The following is a 15316-nucleotide window of genomic DNA, read 5'->3' on the forward strand; positions in this document are numbered from 1 at the left end:
GAACGCATGCGAGACCGTATCAATACCGAGATCTACAAGCGCCGGGCGGCAGCCCTGGGCCTCGTCGTCTACGCGGCCCTGCTGCTGACGGTGGAGCGCGTGGTCGACATGGTGCACGGGCCGGTGGGCTGGCGGTGGCTGAGCAGCCACCTGGACCGGCTCGACGAGCTGCTGAGCACGGTTGAGGACGCCTGCGAGAAGAGCGACGACCGCGGCTTCGTGGCCCGGCTGACGCAGGCGACCGACCATTACACGGTCGTGGTCGACGCGGTCCTTGACCGGGTGGTCGGGAGGCCGGTCCGGTGAGCGCGGTGCGGCGGGCGGTCCGCTTGTTCGCGGTCCTGGCGAGCCAGTGGCAGTGCGATCAGTGCGGCCGGTGGTTCGAGTCCGACACCCCCTCGCAGCACTGCGGCTGCTGAGTACCGATCAACCAGGCCGGAGCGGTGGTCCCCCCGCCGCTCCGGCTTCCCCGTTCCCCTGTTTCGGATGGAGAGAGATGACGACGACGATCGAGCCGCCCGCCGTAGTGCTGGCGCCGTTCATCAGCGAGCCCGCCGAGGGTGAGCGGACTGCTGTTTCGGGCACTCGGCCCGAGGCTTCGACCACTTCGCCCGACGCTTCGGGCACTCACCCGGAAGACGCGCCGGAGCACACGCCGGACGTCAGCCGGAGGGTGAAGATCGCGCTTGGCATCGCGGCCATCGTCGGCGGCTGCGTGATGGGAGCGATCGGCTTCTACCTGTCCTTCGGGAACCTCTCGGCGGCCGGGCACACGGTCTTCGGGTTCTCCGAGTCCGACGCCCCGTACTTCGCGGTCGGGGTCGACGTGGGCATCCTGACGTGCCTGGTGCTGGATCTGTTCATGGCGACGATCCGCACGTCGTGGCCCCTGCTTCGGTTCCTCGCGCACGGCATGACGGCGGCCAGCATCTACTTCAATGCGGCCGCGTTCGGCTCGATCCGGGACCACATCGACAAGGCGCTCTCCCACGGCCTGATGCCGGTCCTCTTCGTCATCGGCGTCGAGGCCGGCCGCCGCATCCTGGTCCACCAGGCCGCGCTCCCCGCCGACCACGACACGATCCCGGGGCACCGCTGGATCCTGGCCGGGCGCACTACTTGGCGGATGTTCCGGCTGATGAAGATCTGGGACCTGACCTACAGCGTGGTCATGGAGCGGGAGCGGGCGCGGGCGATCCACACCGCGTGGACCGAGTACAAGGCCGAGCTGGTCAAGGCCGGGCTGGCGGAGGGCAGCGAGGAGGCGCTGGCGCGGCTCCCGAAGAAGCTGGAGCCCTTCGGCCTGACGGTCGATGAGGCGCTGGCCCTGCCGGACCAGATGGCCCGCGAGGAGCTGCGCCGCAAGCAGGAGAAGGAGCGGCGGGACCGAGAGCTGGAGCTGGAGCGGGAACGCGGCGATCACCAGGCGGAGATGGAGCGCCTGGCACACCGCAAGGAGATGGCGGGCTTGCGCGCCGACCTGAGTGCGACCGAGGGCGTGGCCGGGGCTCGGGCCCGGGGCGCGATCGCGGAGGCGGAGGCACTGGCCGACGCGCAGGCTCGGGCGGCCACTGATCTGAGCGATGCGACGGAGTCGGCGGACGCGGCCGAAGCGCGGAAGCGAGCGGCCGAAGCGACCGCCGAAGCGGTCGAAGCTGATGCCCGTGCGGCCGAAGCCGATGCGGACAAGACCGCCGCGCTCGCGAAGTCGGAGACCGAGAAGGCCCGCGTGTCGGAGGCCAGGCGGCGAGCGGCCGAAGCGGACAAGGGAGTGGCCGAAGCGCAGAAGCGAGCGGCCGAAGCCCGGCTCCAGACGGCCGAGATCGCCCGTCGCGCGGCCGATGCCGAGGACGCCGCGGCCTTTACCCCGCGCCAGCGCCGGGTCCGTGTCGTCGCCCGGATGATCCTGGCGAAGAGGCCCGAGGACGTGACGTTGGAGGACATCGCGGTGGCGATCGGTGTCACGTCCAGCAGCACCGCGTCGACCACCAAGGCCGACGCCCTCGCGCTGATCGAGTCCGGGTACGACCCGGTCTCCGGCTACGACCCCGAGGCTCCGTCGCGCATGCAGTGAGCGCCACGGCGCAGAGCAAGGCCCACGGGAGGGACGACCGGCTGGTCGTCCCTCCCCGCACGTCTGGAGCTGCTGCTGCCGTGCTCGCCCCGCGAGGGCCGAGCGCGGTTGGAGGACCTCCAGGCCCTACCCCCCCCCGCCCCGATCGAGTACTTCCGGAGGAGCACCGTGTCCGAGCACACCAACACCACCCCCCAGTACGACCGGCTGCTGAACCTGTCGGCCATGACGACCTGGACGGCGTCGAGGCAGCAGGAGCACGCCGCCGACGCCGTCTCGTACGCGTCCGCGCTCGCGGCGATGCAGGCCGGTCTGCGGTCCCAGGGCATCGACGGTGACGGGCGCTGGGACGCGGCCCGCCGGTCCCGCCGGGTCGAGAAGCACCTCAAGCGCATGGTCAAGGCGGCCCGGAAGCAGGAGCGCGCCGCGGAGGCCCTGCGGAACGCCTACGCCGCGCACGTTGCCCACGTCGCGGCGCTCCCTGGGCAGAGGGAGGAGAAGCGGGCGGCGAAGCAGCTGCGCAGGGGGCCCCGGCAGGTCGTCGGCGAGATCGCGGCGAAGTCGCTGAACAAGTCGGCGGCGGCGCTCGTGGAGTCCCCGGCCGGTGAGGAGACGCCGACGGGGACCGGTTCGGTCGCCGAGCCGAAGCAGGCGCCGGCGCGCGGTGTCTCCGACCTGTGGCAGCGGGGCGCCTGATGAGCGCTCAGCCCAGGCCGCTGACCGGCGCCGAGCGGCGCGCGGCGAACCAGCGCATGCACGCCGAGGCCCGGCAGCGCGAGCAGGCCGCACGCGGCCCGAAGGGAGTCGCGGCGGCGTGGTGGGACCGGGCCCGGATGGTCGCGATCGAGCAGGACCGGAAGGGCAATCCGGGCGCATGGGACGAGCTCGCGCTCTTCCTCTCGAACTACTGCGACCGCTACAGCCAGTAGCGGCCGGGACCTTCATCTTCATCTTCATCACCGCCCCGGTGTACGGGTCGGGGGGCCCCAACACGGGCGCGCGGGCGCACGGCCGCGCGGGCGCGCGAGGATCCCCCGACCCGTCACCATCTGTCAACCCCCTTTGGAGGGTTCATGGACGACGAAAACGTGATCACGTTCCGGGCCCGGGACGGCGCGGCCCCTCCCGGGTTACCGCCGCTCCCCTCCGCGCCGCCCGCGACCACGACGGCCCCGCCCCCGCCTCCGGGGACCGGGGCCGTCGCGGTCGCGGAGCGGCCCCGGCAGTCCTCGGACGCGGCTCTGGCCGCGCTCGCGCCGGCCCGCGCGCCGATGCCCCCGGCACTCTCGTCACCGGTCCCGGCGACGTTCCGCTCGGAGGGCCTCGACGACGGGCCGCACGACGGCCAGCCTCTGCCACTGGGGGCGTTGTCCCTCTCGGCGATCCTCGCCGTCGCGCTGGCTGCGCTGCGCGGGACGGTGGGCTTCGTCCAGGACTGGCGCCAGCGCCGGATGGAGCGGGCGGCCGAGGAAGCGGCCTGGCGGCAGGCCAGGGTCAAGCGGCGGGCCGCCGAGGAGGACGCGCTGGCAGCAGCCGCGAAGGTCCCGAGCAGCGCCGAGTTCGGCCGCAAGGCGGTCCGGGACGGCCGCAAGGGGGCCGGTCCCGGTCCGCAGGGGAAGTCCGGCGGACCGCACGGCACTGCGCCGGGCGGCTCCGGGAAGACCCCGCGCGCGCCGGAGAAGAAGCCGGAGCGCAGGCACGACCACCCGAAGCCCCAGGAGAAGCGCCCGAAGGGGCCTGGCAGCCCGTCAGACGGAGTCGTGTCCCCCCGCCGGGGCAAGGGCGGGCAGGGAGGTCCGGACAAGAGCGCCCTGGGGCGCATCAGGGACCGCAAGCAGCCGCCCCGGACCGAGGACCCGAAGCCGGAGCACAAGCACCCGAAGAAGCCCCAGAAGTCCCCGAAGGGGCCCGGCGGGGACCTCGCCAAGGACCGCAAGCGCGGCCCCAAGTCGGGCCAGACCGGGCCGACGAGCCAGGACCAGCGCCAGGGAAAGGGGCGGCCGGACGGCCCGGGGCCGAAGAAGAAGCCGGGCATCCGCCACGGGACACCCGAGGGCCACGACGCGCACGGGTGCCGGTGCGTGCGGTGCCGGAGGGCCGCACGCCGCCGTGACGAAGCGGCCAAGGCCAAGGCGAAGGGCCCGGAGCCCTCGGCTCCTGGCGGCCGGGACCGCAAGCGGCGCGAGCGCCCCGGCAAGAAGAAGCGGCGGCAGCAGGACACCGGTTCGGGCACCCCGCCCCAGCCGGGTCCGGGCGGCCGGCGCAGCGCCGACGAGGACCTGCGCTCGTCCAGCGCGCACGCGGACACCGAGACCGTGGTCACGCTGGAGCGGCTCGACCGCCCCGACGGCCAGGAGCGGACGCCGACACCTGCGGCGGCCGTAACGACCGGGGTCCGGGGCCTGCCCCGCGCCCCGGAACAGCCCGCCGGGGCCCGCCCCGGCACCACCCCCACGAGTACGAGTACGAAGGAGCAGCCCATGGCCGGATCACTGCCCGGCACGTTCACGCTGGGGCAGGACATGGACCCCGAGCACCAGACCGAGGTCACCCTCGACGGCGTCCTGGACCACCTCACCAAGTCGAAGGACCAGTGCTTCCGCACGTACGACGAGTGCGCCGACCTCGCCGACGCGGCGCGCAAGCTCCGCCGGGCGCTGGAGAAGGTGCTCGACGACCTCCAGGGCCGCCACAACGTGCGCGGCCGTCTGACCCGGGCGGCCGCGGCCAAGCTGGCCGAGTGCATGGACGTGATGGCCCGCAAGGCCGAGGACATGCGCACGAAGTCGCTGCTGGCGGCCGAGTCGGTCGAACTCGCCCACGACGCGATGGCCGACGCCTACCGCCCCGTGCAGGAAGCCACCGCCGACGCCGGACTGGCCGCCCCGTCCGCCCGCATCCACAACGAGGACTGAGCATGTTCGACGACAACCTGGCCCCCCGTCAGTCCGCACCGGTCACGCCCTGGCAGTCACAGACGCCGGACTGGCTCAAGCTCCCCGAGTCCTCCTCGCCGGGCACGCTCAGCGAGGCCACGGCCCCCGCCGTGCCGTCCTTCCGGCGCCTCGCCGGACGCCTCACGATCCTCGCCGCAAGCGCGGCCAGGCTCACCGAGGGGCTGTGGCGGCTGCGCCGGCAGATGGAGCGCGACGCGAAGGACTGCGAGGTCATCTCCGAGCAGTGCGCCCAGGCCGAGGTCGAGCCCCGGTTCACGAACCTGGTCCTGGACGCGGCCGACGCCCTGGCCGACGTCGCCAAGGCGTCCGGCGCTCTCGCCGCAGGCGCCGAGGACCTCGCCGACGCGGCCGACGACCTCGCCCGCGCGCACCGCAGCGAGTACACCGGCATCTACGAGGCCGTGCAGCACTCCGGCGTCCAGCAGGCCAAACCCGGCTTCTACCGCCAGAGCTGACACCCCGACACCACCTGTCCCTGAGGGGCCCCGCCACCACGGCGGGGCCCCTCGCCTATGCGTCTGGAGAACCCCGTGACGATCGTCGACACCACCGAGCACGCCCCCGCCGTCCCGGCGCGCCGCGAGATCTCCCAGCGCACCGCCCGGCGCCTCGCCATCGCCGAACGCGTCCTGTACGGGGCTGGCGGCGTGCTCGCCGCCGTCGGCCCCCACACCGACGTCCTGCCCCTGCACGCCGCCGCGGTCGCCGCCGGGGCGGGAACCCTCGCCTACCTCTGGCGCTGCTCCCGCTCCGCGTCCTACAGCCTGCTGCTGTCCTGCTACCGGGCCCTTCCACTCCTGGGCCTGTCCGGCTGCTACACCGCCGCGCTGATCACCCCCGGCTCCCCCTGGTGGGAGCTCGCGGCCCCGGCCGCCACGGCTGTGCTCTCCGGGCTGGCCGTCCCGATGGCCCGGTCCCTCGGCGACATCGGCCCCGCCGTCCGGGACCTGCCCCAGGAGATCGCCCTCCAGAGCGAGGCACTCGCCGCCGAGAACGACCCATCGACGGAGTCGTACACGGAGGGCCTGCGCCGGATGTGGCAGGCCGCCCGCGCGACCGGCGACACCGTCCTGCAGGACATCGTCCAGCCCGACCCGCTGAGCCCCGCGTTCACCGCCGTGGTGATGGCCCCGGCCGGAGAGACCATCCCGCCCGGCCTCGACGCACGGAGCGTCGCGGGCGTCTTCGACATCCCGGTCGGCGAGGTCGCCCTGGCCCCGGTAGAGGGATACGGGCCCGGCCGCCTGGCGCTCGCCGTCACCCCGGGCAAGACCGGCACCGACACCGACGGTCCGGCGGCCGACGACCCGGACGGCGTCCGCGCGATGTGGGAGACCCAGGTGTCCGGCCCCGGCGGCTGCGCTCCGGGGATGCACCTCCTCGACTACCGGCTGACGAAAGACCGCCTCACCCTCCGCGTCCAGGCCGCCGACGACCGGATGATCGAGCTGCCCCGCGCCCGGCTCGCCCGAGCGCTGCGGGTCGAGGATCCCGACCTGGTGATGGTGGAGACCGACAGTCTGGGCGACGGCGTCGTCACCATCTACCGCGAGCACCCCCTCATCCACATCCGCGAAGCCACGCGCGAGGACCTGACGATGGGGGCGGACGGGCGGATCGCGATCGGGCTGCGGCACGACGGCCGCCTGGCCCGTATGCCGCTCTACGACCCGGAGCTCGGCGCGCTGACCGACCTCCTCGTCGGCGCCCCCGGTTCCGGAAAGAGCGTCACGCTGCTGACGCTCCTGGCCGCCGAGCGGCTCTCCGGCATCGTCTCGGTCGTCGCGGACGCCCAGGACGGCATGAGCCTCCCGGAGGCCGACGGCCGCGTCTTCCACTTCGGGGCCGGCCGCGCCGCGATGGGCGCGACCCTCGCCGCGGTCTGCGCAGTCGCCGACTACCGCGAGAAGGTCTCCGCCAGCAACGGCTGGGGGTCCTTCACCCTCGGCGACCCGTGGGCGCTGCTGATCGTCACGCTCGACGAGATCAACCGGGTCCTGGCCGCCGACGCCGACGTCCACGCCGACTTCCGTGAGTGGGTCACGGGCATGATCAGCCGCGCCCAGCTCACCGGCCGCAAGCTCGGGCTCGGTATCCGCTTCGCCGGGCAGTCCATCCACCTCGACGACCTCGGCGACAGCGACAAGATCCGCTCCGGCGCGAAGCAGGGCACGGTCTGGCTCGGCCGCGTCAACGGATCCATGACCCGCCGGATGGCCACCGACATGACGACCGGCGCCATCGAGGTGACCCCGATCCCCCGGTACTTCGGCGCCGGCGGACGCGGCGAGATCGACGCTGCGTGGTCGGGTGAGGAAGCCCCGGTCGGCCCGGTCACCGCCGGATGCGCGTGGATGATCCAGGGCGGCCACCCCAGCCTCACCCGCGTCTTCCGCGCCATGAAGGAGAACCGGACCTACCCCGGGCTGATCGCCCTCATGGAGTCCGCGCCCCTCCCCGGCCTCACCCCCGAGGAGGCCGAGATCTTCCGCACCACCTACGAGGAGGTCCTCCCGTACGCCGAGGTCCTCATGAAGGAAGGCGCCCCCAAGCCCAACCGCCGCTCGGGCCCGGCCGACGGTGAGGACTCCGGCGAGGACTACGAGGAGGAGCGTCCCAGCCGCCGCACCGCCCGCAAGGCTCCGGATGCCGACGCGGCTCCGGTAGCCGCCGCCCCGGCCCTCGCGGACCTGGTGCTCGCCGCGCTCGCCGACGGCCCCCTGCGCACCCGGGACATCCGCAAGGCCGTCGGCGTCGGCACCCCCGAGGGCCCGGCCGCCGGGTCCGTCGACAACGCCCTGTCGAAGCTCGCGGAACAGGGCCTTGCCGCCCGCACCGGACACGGCATCTGGGCCCTCCGGGACTAGGGCCAGATCGCTCGTCCCGACGACACCAGACGCGTCACTCCCAACCCTGGAGAACCAATGATCATTGGCCGACACACCGACCGCCAAGGCCGCTCCACCGGTGAACGCATCACCGCCCTGACCAGGAGCGGACACCCCGTCACGAACGCCGAGCAGGCCGCCGCGACACGACTCCTCGATGCCCTGCTCGACGCCGCCGCCGACCATGGCGTGTCCCTGGACGATCTCGACTGGGTGGCTGACCTTCCGGGCGCCTGCCTGGACGTATCCCGCCGCTGACCAGCACAAAGCCACGCACACCAACAGGCCCGGAGCATCCCCCGCTCCGGGCCTGCCCCATGCCCGCGCACCACCCTGCAGGAGGACCCCGACATGTACGAGCCGACCACCGCCGAGCAGCTGCACACCGTCGCCCCGGCCGCCGGCACTCAGCCACTCAGCGAGGCCCAGGCCGCAGCCGAGGCCGCCCGCCTCATCGCCGAGAGCTACAGCAGCACCGGCCCCGTGGCCACCAGCTACAAGGACATCGCCCCGCTGCCGACCACAGGAGACGCCGTGCCCTGGCCCCAGCCCGGCCGCCCGCCCATGAGTCAGAAGGCGACGGACGCCAGCGCCCTGATGCTGTCCGGGGGAGTCGCGACCGCACTCGTCGGCGGGACCGCATCGCTCGTGATGGTGGCCTCCGGGAGCGCGGACCCGGTCGTGTGCGCCATCGTCGTCGGCGCTCCCACCGCACTCGTCCTCGCGCTGAGCCGCCTCGTCGGGCGAGTCAAAGCCACCGTCGAGGCCGCTCCGCCCACGCACCACCACCACTACAACGCCCCGGTCCGGCAGGAGACGACGAACGTGTCGAGCACGACGAAGGGCTTGCTCGCCCGCAACCGCAACGACATCCGCTGAGAAGCACGTCAGGGGTGGCCGTCCACTGCCAGGCGCACGGCCACCCCTCACCCCCGACCCGCCATACGAGACAGGAGATCCACCATGCTCGCAGCGACCTTCGCCGCCGTCTTCATTGCCCTCTTCGTCGGCCATTCGGTCGGTGACCACTGGATCCAGACCTCGGTGCAGAGCGCGGACAAGGGGCGGCCCGGACGGGTCGGAATCCTCGCCGATACCCGGCACGTTCTCGGTCTCACGATCACGAAGGGGGTCGCCCTGTTAGCAGTCGTCGCGCTCCTGGACCTCCGCATCAGCGTGCTCGGCGTAACCGCCGGCCTTTTGCTCGATGCAGCTACCCACTGGTGGGCCGACCGGCGTTCGACGCTCGCCTGGCTCGCCAAGGTGACCGGCAAGGCGGAGTTCCACTCGCTCGGCACCGGCTCGCATCCTGCCCATCCGGTCACCGCCGACGGCGACCCCGCCGGACATCTCGGCACGGGCGCCTACGCGCTGGACCAGAGCTTTCATCACGTGTGGCTGCTGGTCGCCGCGCTCATCATCGCCACCGTCTGACCCGCCGCGTACACGCCGCTGAACACCTCGTCACAGACAGGCCGGTTGCCACCTCGCCGCCTGACCCCACCAATCGAGAGGACCGATCACCATGACCGTTGCTGAGCTCCGCGCCGTACTCGCCGACCTCCCCGACTGGGCCGCAGTCGTCATTCCCATCGCCACCGAGGACGGGGGCGAATTCACCGAGGACGCCGATCTGACGTACACCGACTACCAGGCCGGGATCCTCACCCTCGACACCGACTGACCGCACCCCGCACGACCCGACCCCCCGCCACTGTGGCGGGGGGTCTCGTCATTCCCCGGGCCGGTCCACACCAGGGAACGGGGGGAACAGTCGCTGCCCACTCTTGGCCGGCAACGGCATCCGAGAACCGTTGGGCGGAGCAGCCACATGTGCCCTCGACGTCGTCCGCACCCGCACCACTGCCTGACCCGACCAACCGAGAGGACACCATGACCGACGCATACGACCGCTTCCAGACCATCGAGATCCGCACCCCGGACGACGTACCGCCCGCCACCCCGCTGGAGTGGCAGATCGCACGCATCAGCGTCCACGAGCAGCGCGGGCTGCGCGACACGGCCGACGACGCCCTAACCGTGCTCGCCCTCCGGGAGAGCGTGCGGCGCGAACTCGAGCGGACCGGGCTCTACATCTGCGACGCCCGCCGCATGAACGCCACCTGGGAGCAGATCGCCGCAGCGCTCGATATCACCGCGGACGCCGCCCGCGAGCGAATGCGCTCATGGGCCGACGGACAGGAGCAGCTCTACCGGCGCGACGTAGCCGACGGTAGGGCCCACCCCATCGGCATCGACAGCGAGCAGCACGCCTTGACACTCACGGACCTCACCAACCCCTGACCCACACCGAGGCCCCCGGCCGCCCCCTCCGGCGAGGGGCGCGGCCGGGGGCCTCTTCGCGTTCTCAGGACGGGTCGGCGACGAAACTGCCCATGCCTGCCGTCGTGACGATGAGCCCCTCGGCGCGCAGCGCGGCCGTCACCTTCCGCACGGTTCCCCGGGCCACGCCGAACTCCACTTCGAGCTGCACCTCAGAGATCAGATGGCGAGGCGGATAGGTGCCGTCTGCGATCCGGTCCCGGACGGCTTCGGCAATCTGTTCCCACTTCGGTCGTGTGGGGTCATATTCGATCACCCATCGGACGGTACGTAACCAGGCTTATCGGGGCATAGAGATGCACAGCCATACGTAGGCATGGACAGGGGTATACAGGCTGCCTACGCTGCCGGAACGAAAAATGCCCCCGCAGCCTGGCAGGGCCCGGGGGAAAGGCCGACTGGTAAGGAGTCGACATGCCGCACCGTACCGCCCCATCCGTCGCACGGGCAGAGCTCGATCAGGCCCCACCCGACATCGCCACCATGCGCACCACGACCCACCGGCTGCTCGCCGAGCACGCCAAGCCGATCGATCCCGAGCAGCTGGAGACGCTGCGGCTGGCCCTGTACGGCCACCTGCAGCTGCTCATCCCCATCATCGAGGCGATGACCCTCGGCCTGCCGAAGGACAACGTACCGAGGGCCTGCGCCCTGGCCTGTGTGGGCGAGGCCCGCATGCGGGTACGGCTCGGGGGCGGCGACAACCTGCCTGTGTGCCTGTCCGTTGCTATGAGGCTGGCTCGGTCCGTCAACGCCCTATGCGACCACTACGACCGATTGTTCAGCGGCCTGGCCGACGAGGGTGTGTCATGACGGCCCCTGCCACCGACCGGCCGCCGCTGTCCGCAGAGTGCACGCTTGCGACGCGGCCCGAATACAACGACGTGCACGGGCTGTGTCAGCAGACGGAAGACGTGCCCCTTCCCCACGGCGGCGAAATTCTGCTCGCGCGCCGGTGCGGCTGCCTCTGCCACGCAACCCAGCGCCAGCACTGAGTAACTCCCCCATCAGCACGCGGCAACCCCGCTGTCCAGCTTCTGGACAGCGGGAGCGTTCGAGTACTCCCCCGCGCACGACGTCGCCACCCACCGGCCCCCGGCCCCCCTCACCCGAGGCGGACCGGGGGCCTTTTGCGTTTACGGGGAGGGGAAGAACGAGGGATCCCTACTCGCGATCCCGCCACGCTCACCGAACGCTCCGCCTCGTGTACCGGCTCGCCGCGCTGCCTCCGCCCCAGTAATTGTGGCGCGTCGCCGCGCTCGTCAGGGTCGGCAGCTGCTCCAGGTCCACCGCCTGGCCGGAGAACCTCGGGTTCTTCATCAGCAGGTTCCGCGAGCGGCCCTGGTCGTAGTTCGCCGGGTTGCAGACCACCCGGGCGGACGTGTCCTGGCCGAGTCCGTACAGCGCCATCAGCAGGGCAATGGCCAAGTCGTCGTGCCCCTTGCGCGCCTCGAACACGGTGTTCCCGGCCGCGGTAGTCCGGGCCGCGAACTGCGTCAGCTCACGGCGCAGCACCTCCGCCTCCGGGAATTCGGCGATGGCGACCCACGGCCCGCCGTCCGGGCGCTGCCTCGAGAACGCGGCCTTAGCGGTGTTCACCAACGCCGCCTTGGGGACCATGCGGCGCCCGTCCCGCGCGACGCCGGGCGCAGTGCCGGACGTGATCCACACCGGCCAGAACTCAACGCGGTGGTCTCTCGGCAGCTCCGCCGTGAAGATCTCGCGGCCGCCTTCATCCCGGGTCACGTCCAGGAGCACGCGCACCGGGCCGCTGGTCGCGGCCAGGGCGCGGGTGACCATGCTCGCCAGGTGACGGGCCTGAGTCCGGTAGTACCCCTCCTCGGGGCCCTGCGCCCGCAGCGGGAATCGGGTCGCGTACGTACAGGTGACGCCCGACCCGTCGGCGTCGGGGACGAGGATCGCGGCGGCGGACGCATCCCGCCGGCCGCCGAGGTCCATCGCAATCACGCACCCGCTGCTGTCCACGGGCTGCTCCTGGTCGTGCATCTGCTACTCCTGACTGCTCGAGAAGAGGTCGGTCATGTCCCACGGGTTCGCTGTCGTTTCGCGGCCGGCCTCGAAGGCGCGCTCAATGAGCAGCGGCTCGAACGCGGCCGCGTCCCCGCCTGCCGCAAATACCGACTCGTACTCAGACGCGAACACGGCAGGGGGCAGCCGGCGCTGCTCCTGCTCGAGGAACTCCTTGTCGTACCGGGAGATGTCCGCGGCCCGGACGGTGTGCCGCTCCCATTCGGGGAACAGGTCGGGCCGCGAGTAGATCTGGTGGCACCAGGTGTCCACCGTTCCGGCGGACGTGCACACCAGGATGCTGGCCCCGCGGGCCACGGTGGTGGGCACGATCGCGTGCCAGCTGGCCTCGCTCACGTACGCGGCCTCGTCGACCAGAAGCGCATCGCACGTCCAGCCGCGCAGAGATGACGACGACTCCGGCAGCACGACGATTTGGCTGCCGTTGGCGAGCCGGATATCCCGCTGTGTGTCCCCGGCGCCGGCCGCGTCCTCGCCCAGGAACGGGAGCATCTCCCGCATCCGGTCCAGCACGATGCGCGCCTGGCGCTCCGAGGCGGACACGATCAGCGTCAGACTGCCCGGCCGTGTAACCGCCAGGTGCAGCGCCCTGGCCGCAGACACACTGCCCTTCCCCGACTGCCGGGCCGCGATCACGATCAACCTGCGGGAGCGGGAGGCGAGTACGCGGCGCTGCCACGGGTCCGGCTGCGCCCCTACGGCCTGCAGGGCCACCGTGAGCAGCCCCACGGGGGACGCACGCACCGCAAGCGCGGCCAGGTCCTCGGGTGCGGCCTCAAGGCCCTTGAGGATGTTCACGGGGTCGTCTCCGGGTCCGGGTCCGCCAACGTCAACGCCAGGTCCGCGACCGCTGCCGCCGCGTCCGGCCACGGCTGCAACACCGCAGCCAGCTGACGGAACAGATCCGTCACGGGGATGCCAGGCTGATGCACGGTCACCGCCACGTCCGGGACGCCGGCACGGGTGAGCGCGGTCAAGGTCTGCCGGAGTTGATCCAGCACCTTCAGCCACAGTTCGACCTCGTACCGGCCCTTGCCCTTGTCGTCGGTCGGCTCGGTGCCGACGCGGGAACTGATGGCGTCCACGGTGGCCTGCAGGGACCGGGCCAGGCGAGCGAGGGCCGCGTGCGGGTCGTCGATCGGTTCGGCAAGCTCGACGGCGGCCAACAGGCGGTCCGCCTCGACCTTGGCGGCGGCCCGCTGATGGTTCGGGGTGTTCCCAAGGTGGTGCCGGCACCTCCCCGTCCCGGGGTGGTCGGTACCGAAACCTGCGGCGAGTTGGCAGGGCGCGCCGCCGTGCTTCGTGCGGGGTGCGCCACAGATGGGCTTGCCGTTCTCAGAAGCTTTCTCGAACGTCATGTTTGGCCACCGCCATGGGCTGCGGCACCGCCATGAGCTACGCCCCTCTGGAGCACCTCCAGCGCCTCGGGGACGACGCGCAAGCGCTGGCCTTTCTTCGGCTTGTCGGTCACGACTGCCCCCCGCCGAAGACCCGGCGGCGGAGCGCGCGGGCGGACTCGAGGTCTTCGGTGGCGTTTCGTTCCCGCCGGTCGATCTCGCGTCGCACGGCGCGGCGGGCGGCGGTGCGGTTGCTGAATCCGGCCGCGGCGCTTACCTGCGCCCAGGAGTGGTTGGCCAGGCGCAGGGCGATGGCGGTCTCTGTACGGTCTCGTGCTGGGAGGGTCATGGGCGGGCTCTCTGCTCGGTCGCCCTCGGCCCAGAACCAGCAGGATCGCACCGAGCGTACGCCCGTCGGTGGGGTTCGTGGCTGGCCCCGCCGCAACGGCAGCGGCCCGGCTGCTGGTTGGCAGCCGGGCCGGGGGTGCGGCGCGGGGATGTCGGTCCGGGTCAGAGAGGCTGGCCATCGTTCTGTGCCCGCCGCTGTTGCGCGGCACGGCGGACCAGGGTGGCCGCGTTGTCCGTGTACTCGTCAGCGCGGCGCATGTAGCCCAGCATTGCCGTGCTGTTCTTCGCCCAGCCGCCCTGCTCCGCGATGACCAGGGAGTCTCCGCCGGCGTCTCGGGCGGCGGTGGCGAGGCCGGCCCGCAGTGAGTGTTCGGTGACGCGTACGGGGATGCCCGCGCGGTCGGCGGCGCGGCCGATGGCGTTGGTGACGGCCTGGGGGGACATGCCGCCGCCGATGTTGCCCCACCGGTCGATGGCGTGGAAGGCCGGGGCTCCGGTCGCGGCGCTTCGCTCGGGCTCCGCCAGGGCCAGGGCCTGGCGCCAGTCCGTCCAGGCGCGGACGGGGCACAGTGCCGGGTCCGTGGGGTCGGCCGCGATCGCGGGGGACCGTACGGAGTGTGTCGTCTTGCCCGCGAGGATGTGCACTTTCATGCCGCGCGTCGTGAGGTCCACGTCGTCGGCGAGGAGGCCGGCCAGTTCGGACGCGCGGGCGGCGAGGTTCCAGCCCATCAGGATCAGTGCGCGGTCGCGCAGCCCGGTCGGGGTGGTGTCGGTGGCGCGCACGATCTGTTCAAGGGCGGCCGGGTCGATATGCTGCGCCTGGCCGCGGCCTTTCACGCGCACCCCGTCCTTGACCATCTTTGTGTGTGCGGCCTCGAGCGCTTCGTACGCCTCGGCTGCGGTCTTCTTGCTGATCTCGCAGCCCTGGTCTCGTAGGCGGACGATCGCTCCGGTCAGGTAGGCGATCGCCGATGTCTTGGCGTAGCCGGTGGCTCCGCCGGGGCCGGGGGTCTTGCGTCCGTTGGTGAGCAGCCAGGCGGCGTAGGTGGCGAGCGTGCCGCGGGTCGGCTCGGAGGGGGGCAGCTGGTGCGCGGCGCAGAACCGCGCCCATGCGTCGTGCCCGTTGTCGTACGTGCGGTTGGTGTTGGCGGACTGTGCCATCTCGCGGATGGCGTCGGCGACGCGTTCGGCCTCGAGGAGCCTGAGCGCGGTTTCGTTTCCGTGCCGTGCTGCCCATCGTTGGACCTGCTCGAGCTCGAGGCCGTCAGTAGTACTCACCTGAAGGTTTGTCACGAATATCCCCCTTGGGTTGATGTGAGT

Annotated in this window: 19 protein-coding genes; 13 read left to right on the forward strand and 6 right to left on the reverse strand. The window is 72.1% G+C overall.

Annotated features, from left to right (window positions below):
- Positions 1 to 6 precede the first annotated feature (6 nt).
- From OHA19_RS10575 to OHA19_RS10630, 12 genes are all read left to right on the forward strand, one after another.
- On the forward strand, positions 7 to 306 hold the full coding sequence (locus OHA19_RS10575; protein WP_405749980.1) for a hypothetical protein: 300 nt from the start codon (positions 7 to 9) through the stop codon (positions 304 to 306).
- Positions 307 to 496: 190 nt separating this feature from the next.
- Complete coding sequence (locus OHA19_RS10580) at positions 497 to 2074, forward strand: DUF2637 domain-containing protein (RefSeq protein ID WP_405749982.1); 1578 nt, start codon at positions 497 to 499, stop codon at positions 2072 to 2074.
- Between the two features lie 168 nt (positions 2075 to 2242).
- Positions 2243 to 2770: a hypothetical protein gene (locus OHA19_RS10585; RefSeq protein ID WP_405749984.1), complete on the forward strand. Its 528-nt coding sequence runs from the start codon at positions 2243 to 2245 to the stop codon at positions 2768 to 2770.
- Positions 2770 to 3003 (forward strand): hypothetical protein, encoded by a 234-nt coding sequence (locus OHA19_RS10590; RefSeq protein ID WP_405749985.1) that lies wholly within the window; start codon positions 2770 to 2772, stop codon positions 3001 to 3003. Before OHA19_RS10585 ends, OHA19_RS10590 begins: the two co-directional genes overlap by 1 nt.
- A 144-nt stretch (positions 3004 to 3147) precedes the next feature.
- Positions 3148 to 4989 carry a hypothetical protein gene (locus OHA19_RS10595; protein WP_405749988.1) on the forward strand — a complete coding sequence of 614 codons (1842 nt, stop codon included), beginning with the start codon at positions 3148 to 3150 and terminating at the stop codon, positions 4987 to 4989.
- Positions 4990 to 4991: 2 nt separating this feature from the next.
- Positions 4992 to 5486, forward strand: a complete 495-nt coding sequence (locus OHA19_RS10600) for a conjugal transfer protein TraB (RefSeq protein WP_405749990.1) — start codon at positions 4992 to 4994, stop codon at positions 5484 to 5486.
- 75 nt (positions 5487 to 5561) lie between these two features.
- Complete coding sequence (locus OHA19_RS10605; protein ID WP_405749993.1) at positions 5562 to 7898, forward strand: hypothetical protein; 2337 nt, start codon at positions 5562 to 5564, stop codon at positions 7896 to 7898.
- A 57-nt stretch (positions 7899 to 7955) separates the two neighbouring features.
- Complete coding sequence (locus OHA19_RS10610) at positions 7956 to 8177, forward strand: hypothetical protein (protein ID WP_405749995.1); 222 nt, start codon at positions 7956 to 7958, stop codon at positions 8175 to 8177.
- Positions 8178 to 8270: 93 nt separating this feature from the next.
- Positions 8271 to 8798, forward strand: a complete 528-nt coding sequence (locus OHA19_RS10615; protein WP_405749998.1) for a hypothetical protein — start codon at positions 8271 to 8273, stop codon at positions 8796 to 8798.
- Positions 8799 to 8882: 84 nt separating this feature from the next.
- Entirely contained in the window at positions 8883 to 9353 is a 471-nt protein-coding gene (locus OHA19_RS10620; protein WP_405750000.1) for a transcriptional regulator, read from the forward strand.
- 91 nt (positions 9354 to 9444) lie between these two features.
- Positions 9445 to 9603, forward strand: coding sequence for a hypothetical protein (locus OHA19_RS10625; RefSeq protein WP_405750003.1), 159 nt, complete (start codon positions 9445 to 9447; stop codon positions 9601 to 9603).
- Between the two features lie 209 nt (positions 9604 to 9812).
- Positions 9813 to 10223: a hypothetical protein gene (locus tag OHA19_RS10630; RefSeq protein WP_405750006.1), complete on the forward strand. Its 411-nt coding sequence runs from the start codon at positions 9813 to 9815 to the stop codon at positions 10221 to 10223.
- A gap of 64 nt (positions 10224 to 10287) precedes the next feature.
- Here the strand turns inward: OHA19_RS10630 and OHA19_RS10635 are convergent, their stop codons facing one another.
- Positions 10288 to 10518 (reverse strand): GntR family transcriptional regulator, encoded by a 231-nt coding sequence (locus OHA19_RS10635; protein ID WP_405750008.1) that lies wholly within the window; start codon positions 10516 to 10518, stop codon positions 10288 to 10290.
- A 158-nt stretch (positions 10519 to 10676) separates the two neighbouring features.
- Between OHA19_RS10635 and OHA19_RS10640 the strand changes: the two genes are divergently transcribed.
- Entirely contained in the window at positions 10677 to 11075 is a 399-nt protein-coding gene (locus tag OHA19_RS10640) for a DUF6415 family natural product biosynthesis protein (protein ID WP_405750011.1), read from the forward strand.
- A 372-nt stretch (positions 11076 to 11447) separates the two neighbouring features.
- Here the strand turns inward: OHA19_RS10640 and OHA19_RS10645 are convergent, their stop codons facing one another.
- The 5 genes from OHA19_RS10645 to OHA19_RS10665 all read right to left on the reverse strand — a co-directional run bounded on the left by OHA19_RS10645 (position 11448) and on the right by OHA19_RS10665 (position 15274).
- Entirely contained in the window at positions 11448 to 12269 is an 822-nt protein-coding gene (locus OHA19_RS10645) for a hypothetical protein (RefSeq protein WP_405750014.1), read from the reverse strand.
- 3 nt (positions 12270 to 12272) lie between these two features.
- A complete protein-coding gene (locus tag OHA19_RS10650) occupies positions 12273 to 13109 on the reverse strand; it encodes a terminase large subunit domain-containing protein (RefSeq protein WP_405750017.1) in 837 nt (278 codons plus the stop codon).
- A complete protein-coding gene (locus tag OHA19_RS10655) occupies positions 13106 to 13669 on the reverse strand; it encodes a hypothetical protein (protein WP_405750020.1) in 564 nt (187 codons plus the stop codon). The genes OHA19_RS10650 and OHA19_RS10655 overlap by 4 nt, the downstream gene beginning before the upstream one ends.
- A gap of 109 nt (positions 13670 to 13778) precedes the next feature.
- Positions 13779 to 13997: a hypothetical protein gene (locus tag OHA19_RS10660; protein ID WP_405750022.1), complete on the reverse strand. Its 219-nt coding sequence runs from the start codon at positions 13995 to 13997 to the stop codon at positions 13779 to 13781.
- 161 nt (positions 13998 to 14158) lie between these two features.
- Positions 14159 to 15274, reverse strand: coding sequence for a tyrosine-type recombinase/integrase (locus OHA19_RS10665; RefSeq protein ID WP_405750025.1), 1116 nt, complete (start codon positions 15272 to 15274; stop codon positions 14159 to 14161).
- Positions 15275 to 15316: the final 42 nt, after the last annotated feature.

The sequence above is a fragment of the Streptomyces sp. NBC_00012 genome (genome assembly GCF_045040875.1).
In the GTDB taxonomy this organism is placed as follows: Bacteria; Actinomycetota; Actinomycetes; order Streptomycetales; family Streptomycetaceae; genus Streptomyces.

What these genes read in the sequence shown, in the direction of transcription:
- OHA19_RS10590 (WP_405749985.1), top strand. Translation starts at nt 2,770, where the DNA reads ATGAGCGCTCAGCCCAGGCCGCTGACCGGCGCCGAGCGGCGCGCGGCG.
- OHA19_RS10660 (WP_405750022.1), bottom strand. Translation starts at nt 13,997, where the DNA reads ATGACCCTCCCAGCACGAGACCGTACAGAGACCGCCATCGCCCTGCGC.
- OHA19_RS10655 (WP_405750020.1), bottom strand. Translation starts at nt 13,669, where the DNA reads ATGACGTTCGAGAAAGCTTCTGAGAACGGCAAGCCCATCTGTGGCGCA.
- OHA19_RS10630 (WP_405750006.1), top strand. Translation starts at nt 9,813, where the DNA reads ATGACCGACGCATACGACCGCTTCCAGACCATCGAGATCCGCACCCCG.
- OHA19_RS10580 (WP_405749982.1), top strand. Translation starts at nt 497, where the DNA reads ATGACGACGACGATCGAGCCGCCCGCCGTAGTGCTGGCGCCGTTCATC.
- OHA19_RS10615 (WP_405749998.1), top strand. Translation starts at nt 8,271, where the DNA reads ATGTACGAGCCGACCACCGCCGAGCAGCTGCACACCGTCGCCCCGGCC.
- OHA19_RS10640 (WP_405750011.1), top strand. Translation starts at nt 10,677, where the DNA reads ATGCCGCACCGTACCGCCCCATCCGTCGCACGGGCAGAGCTCGATCAG.
- OHA19_RS10575 (WP_405749980.1), top strand. Translation starts at nt 7, where the DNA reads ATGCGAGACCGTATCAATACCGAGATCTACAAGCGCCGGGCGGCAGCC.
- OHA19_RS10600 (WP_405749990.1), top strand. Translation starts at nt 4,992, where the DNA reads ATGTTCGACGACAACCTGGCCCCCCGTCAGTCCGCACCGGTCACGCCC.
- OHA19_RS10625 (WP_405750003.1), top strand. Translation starts at nt 9,445, where the DNA reads ATGACCGTTGCTGAGCTCCGCGCCGTACTCGCCGACCTCCCCGACTGG.
- OHA19_RS10645 (WP_405750014.1), bottom strand. Translation starts at nt 12,269, where the DNA reads ATGCACGACCAGGAGCAGCCCGTGGACAGCAGCGGGTGCGTGATTGCG.
- OHA19_RS10620 (WP_405750000.1), top strand. Translation starts at nt 8,883, where the DNA reads ATGCTCGCAGCGACCTTCGCCGCCGTCTTCATTGCCCTCTTCGTCGGC.
- OHA19_RS10610 (WP_405749995.1), top strand. Translation starts at nt 7,956, where the DNA reads ATGATCATTGGCCGACACACCGACCGCCAAGGCCGCTCCACCGGTGAA.
- OHA19_RS10595 (WP_405749988.1), top strand. Translation starts at nt 3,148, where the DNA reads ATGGACGACGAAAACGTGATCACGTTCCGGGCCCGGGACGGCGCGGCC.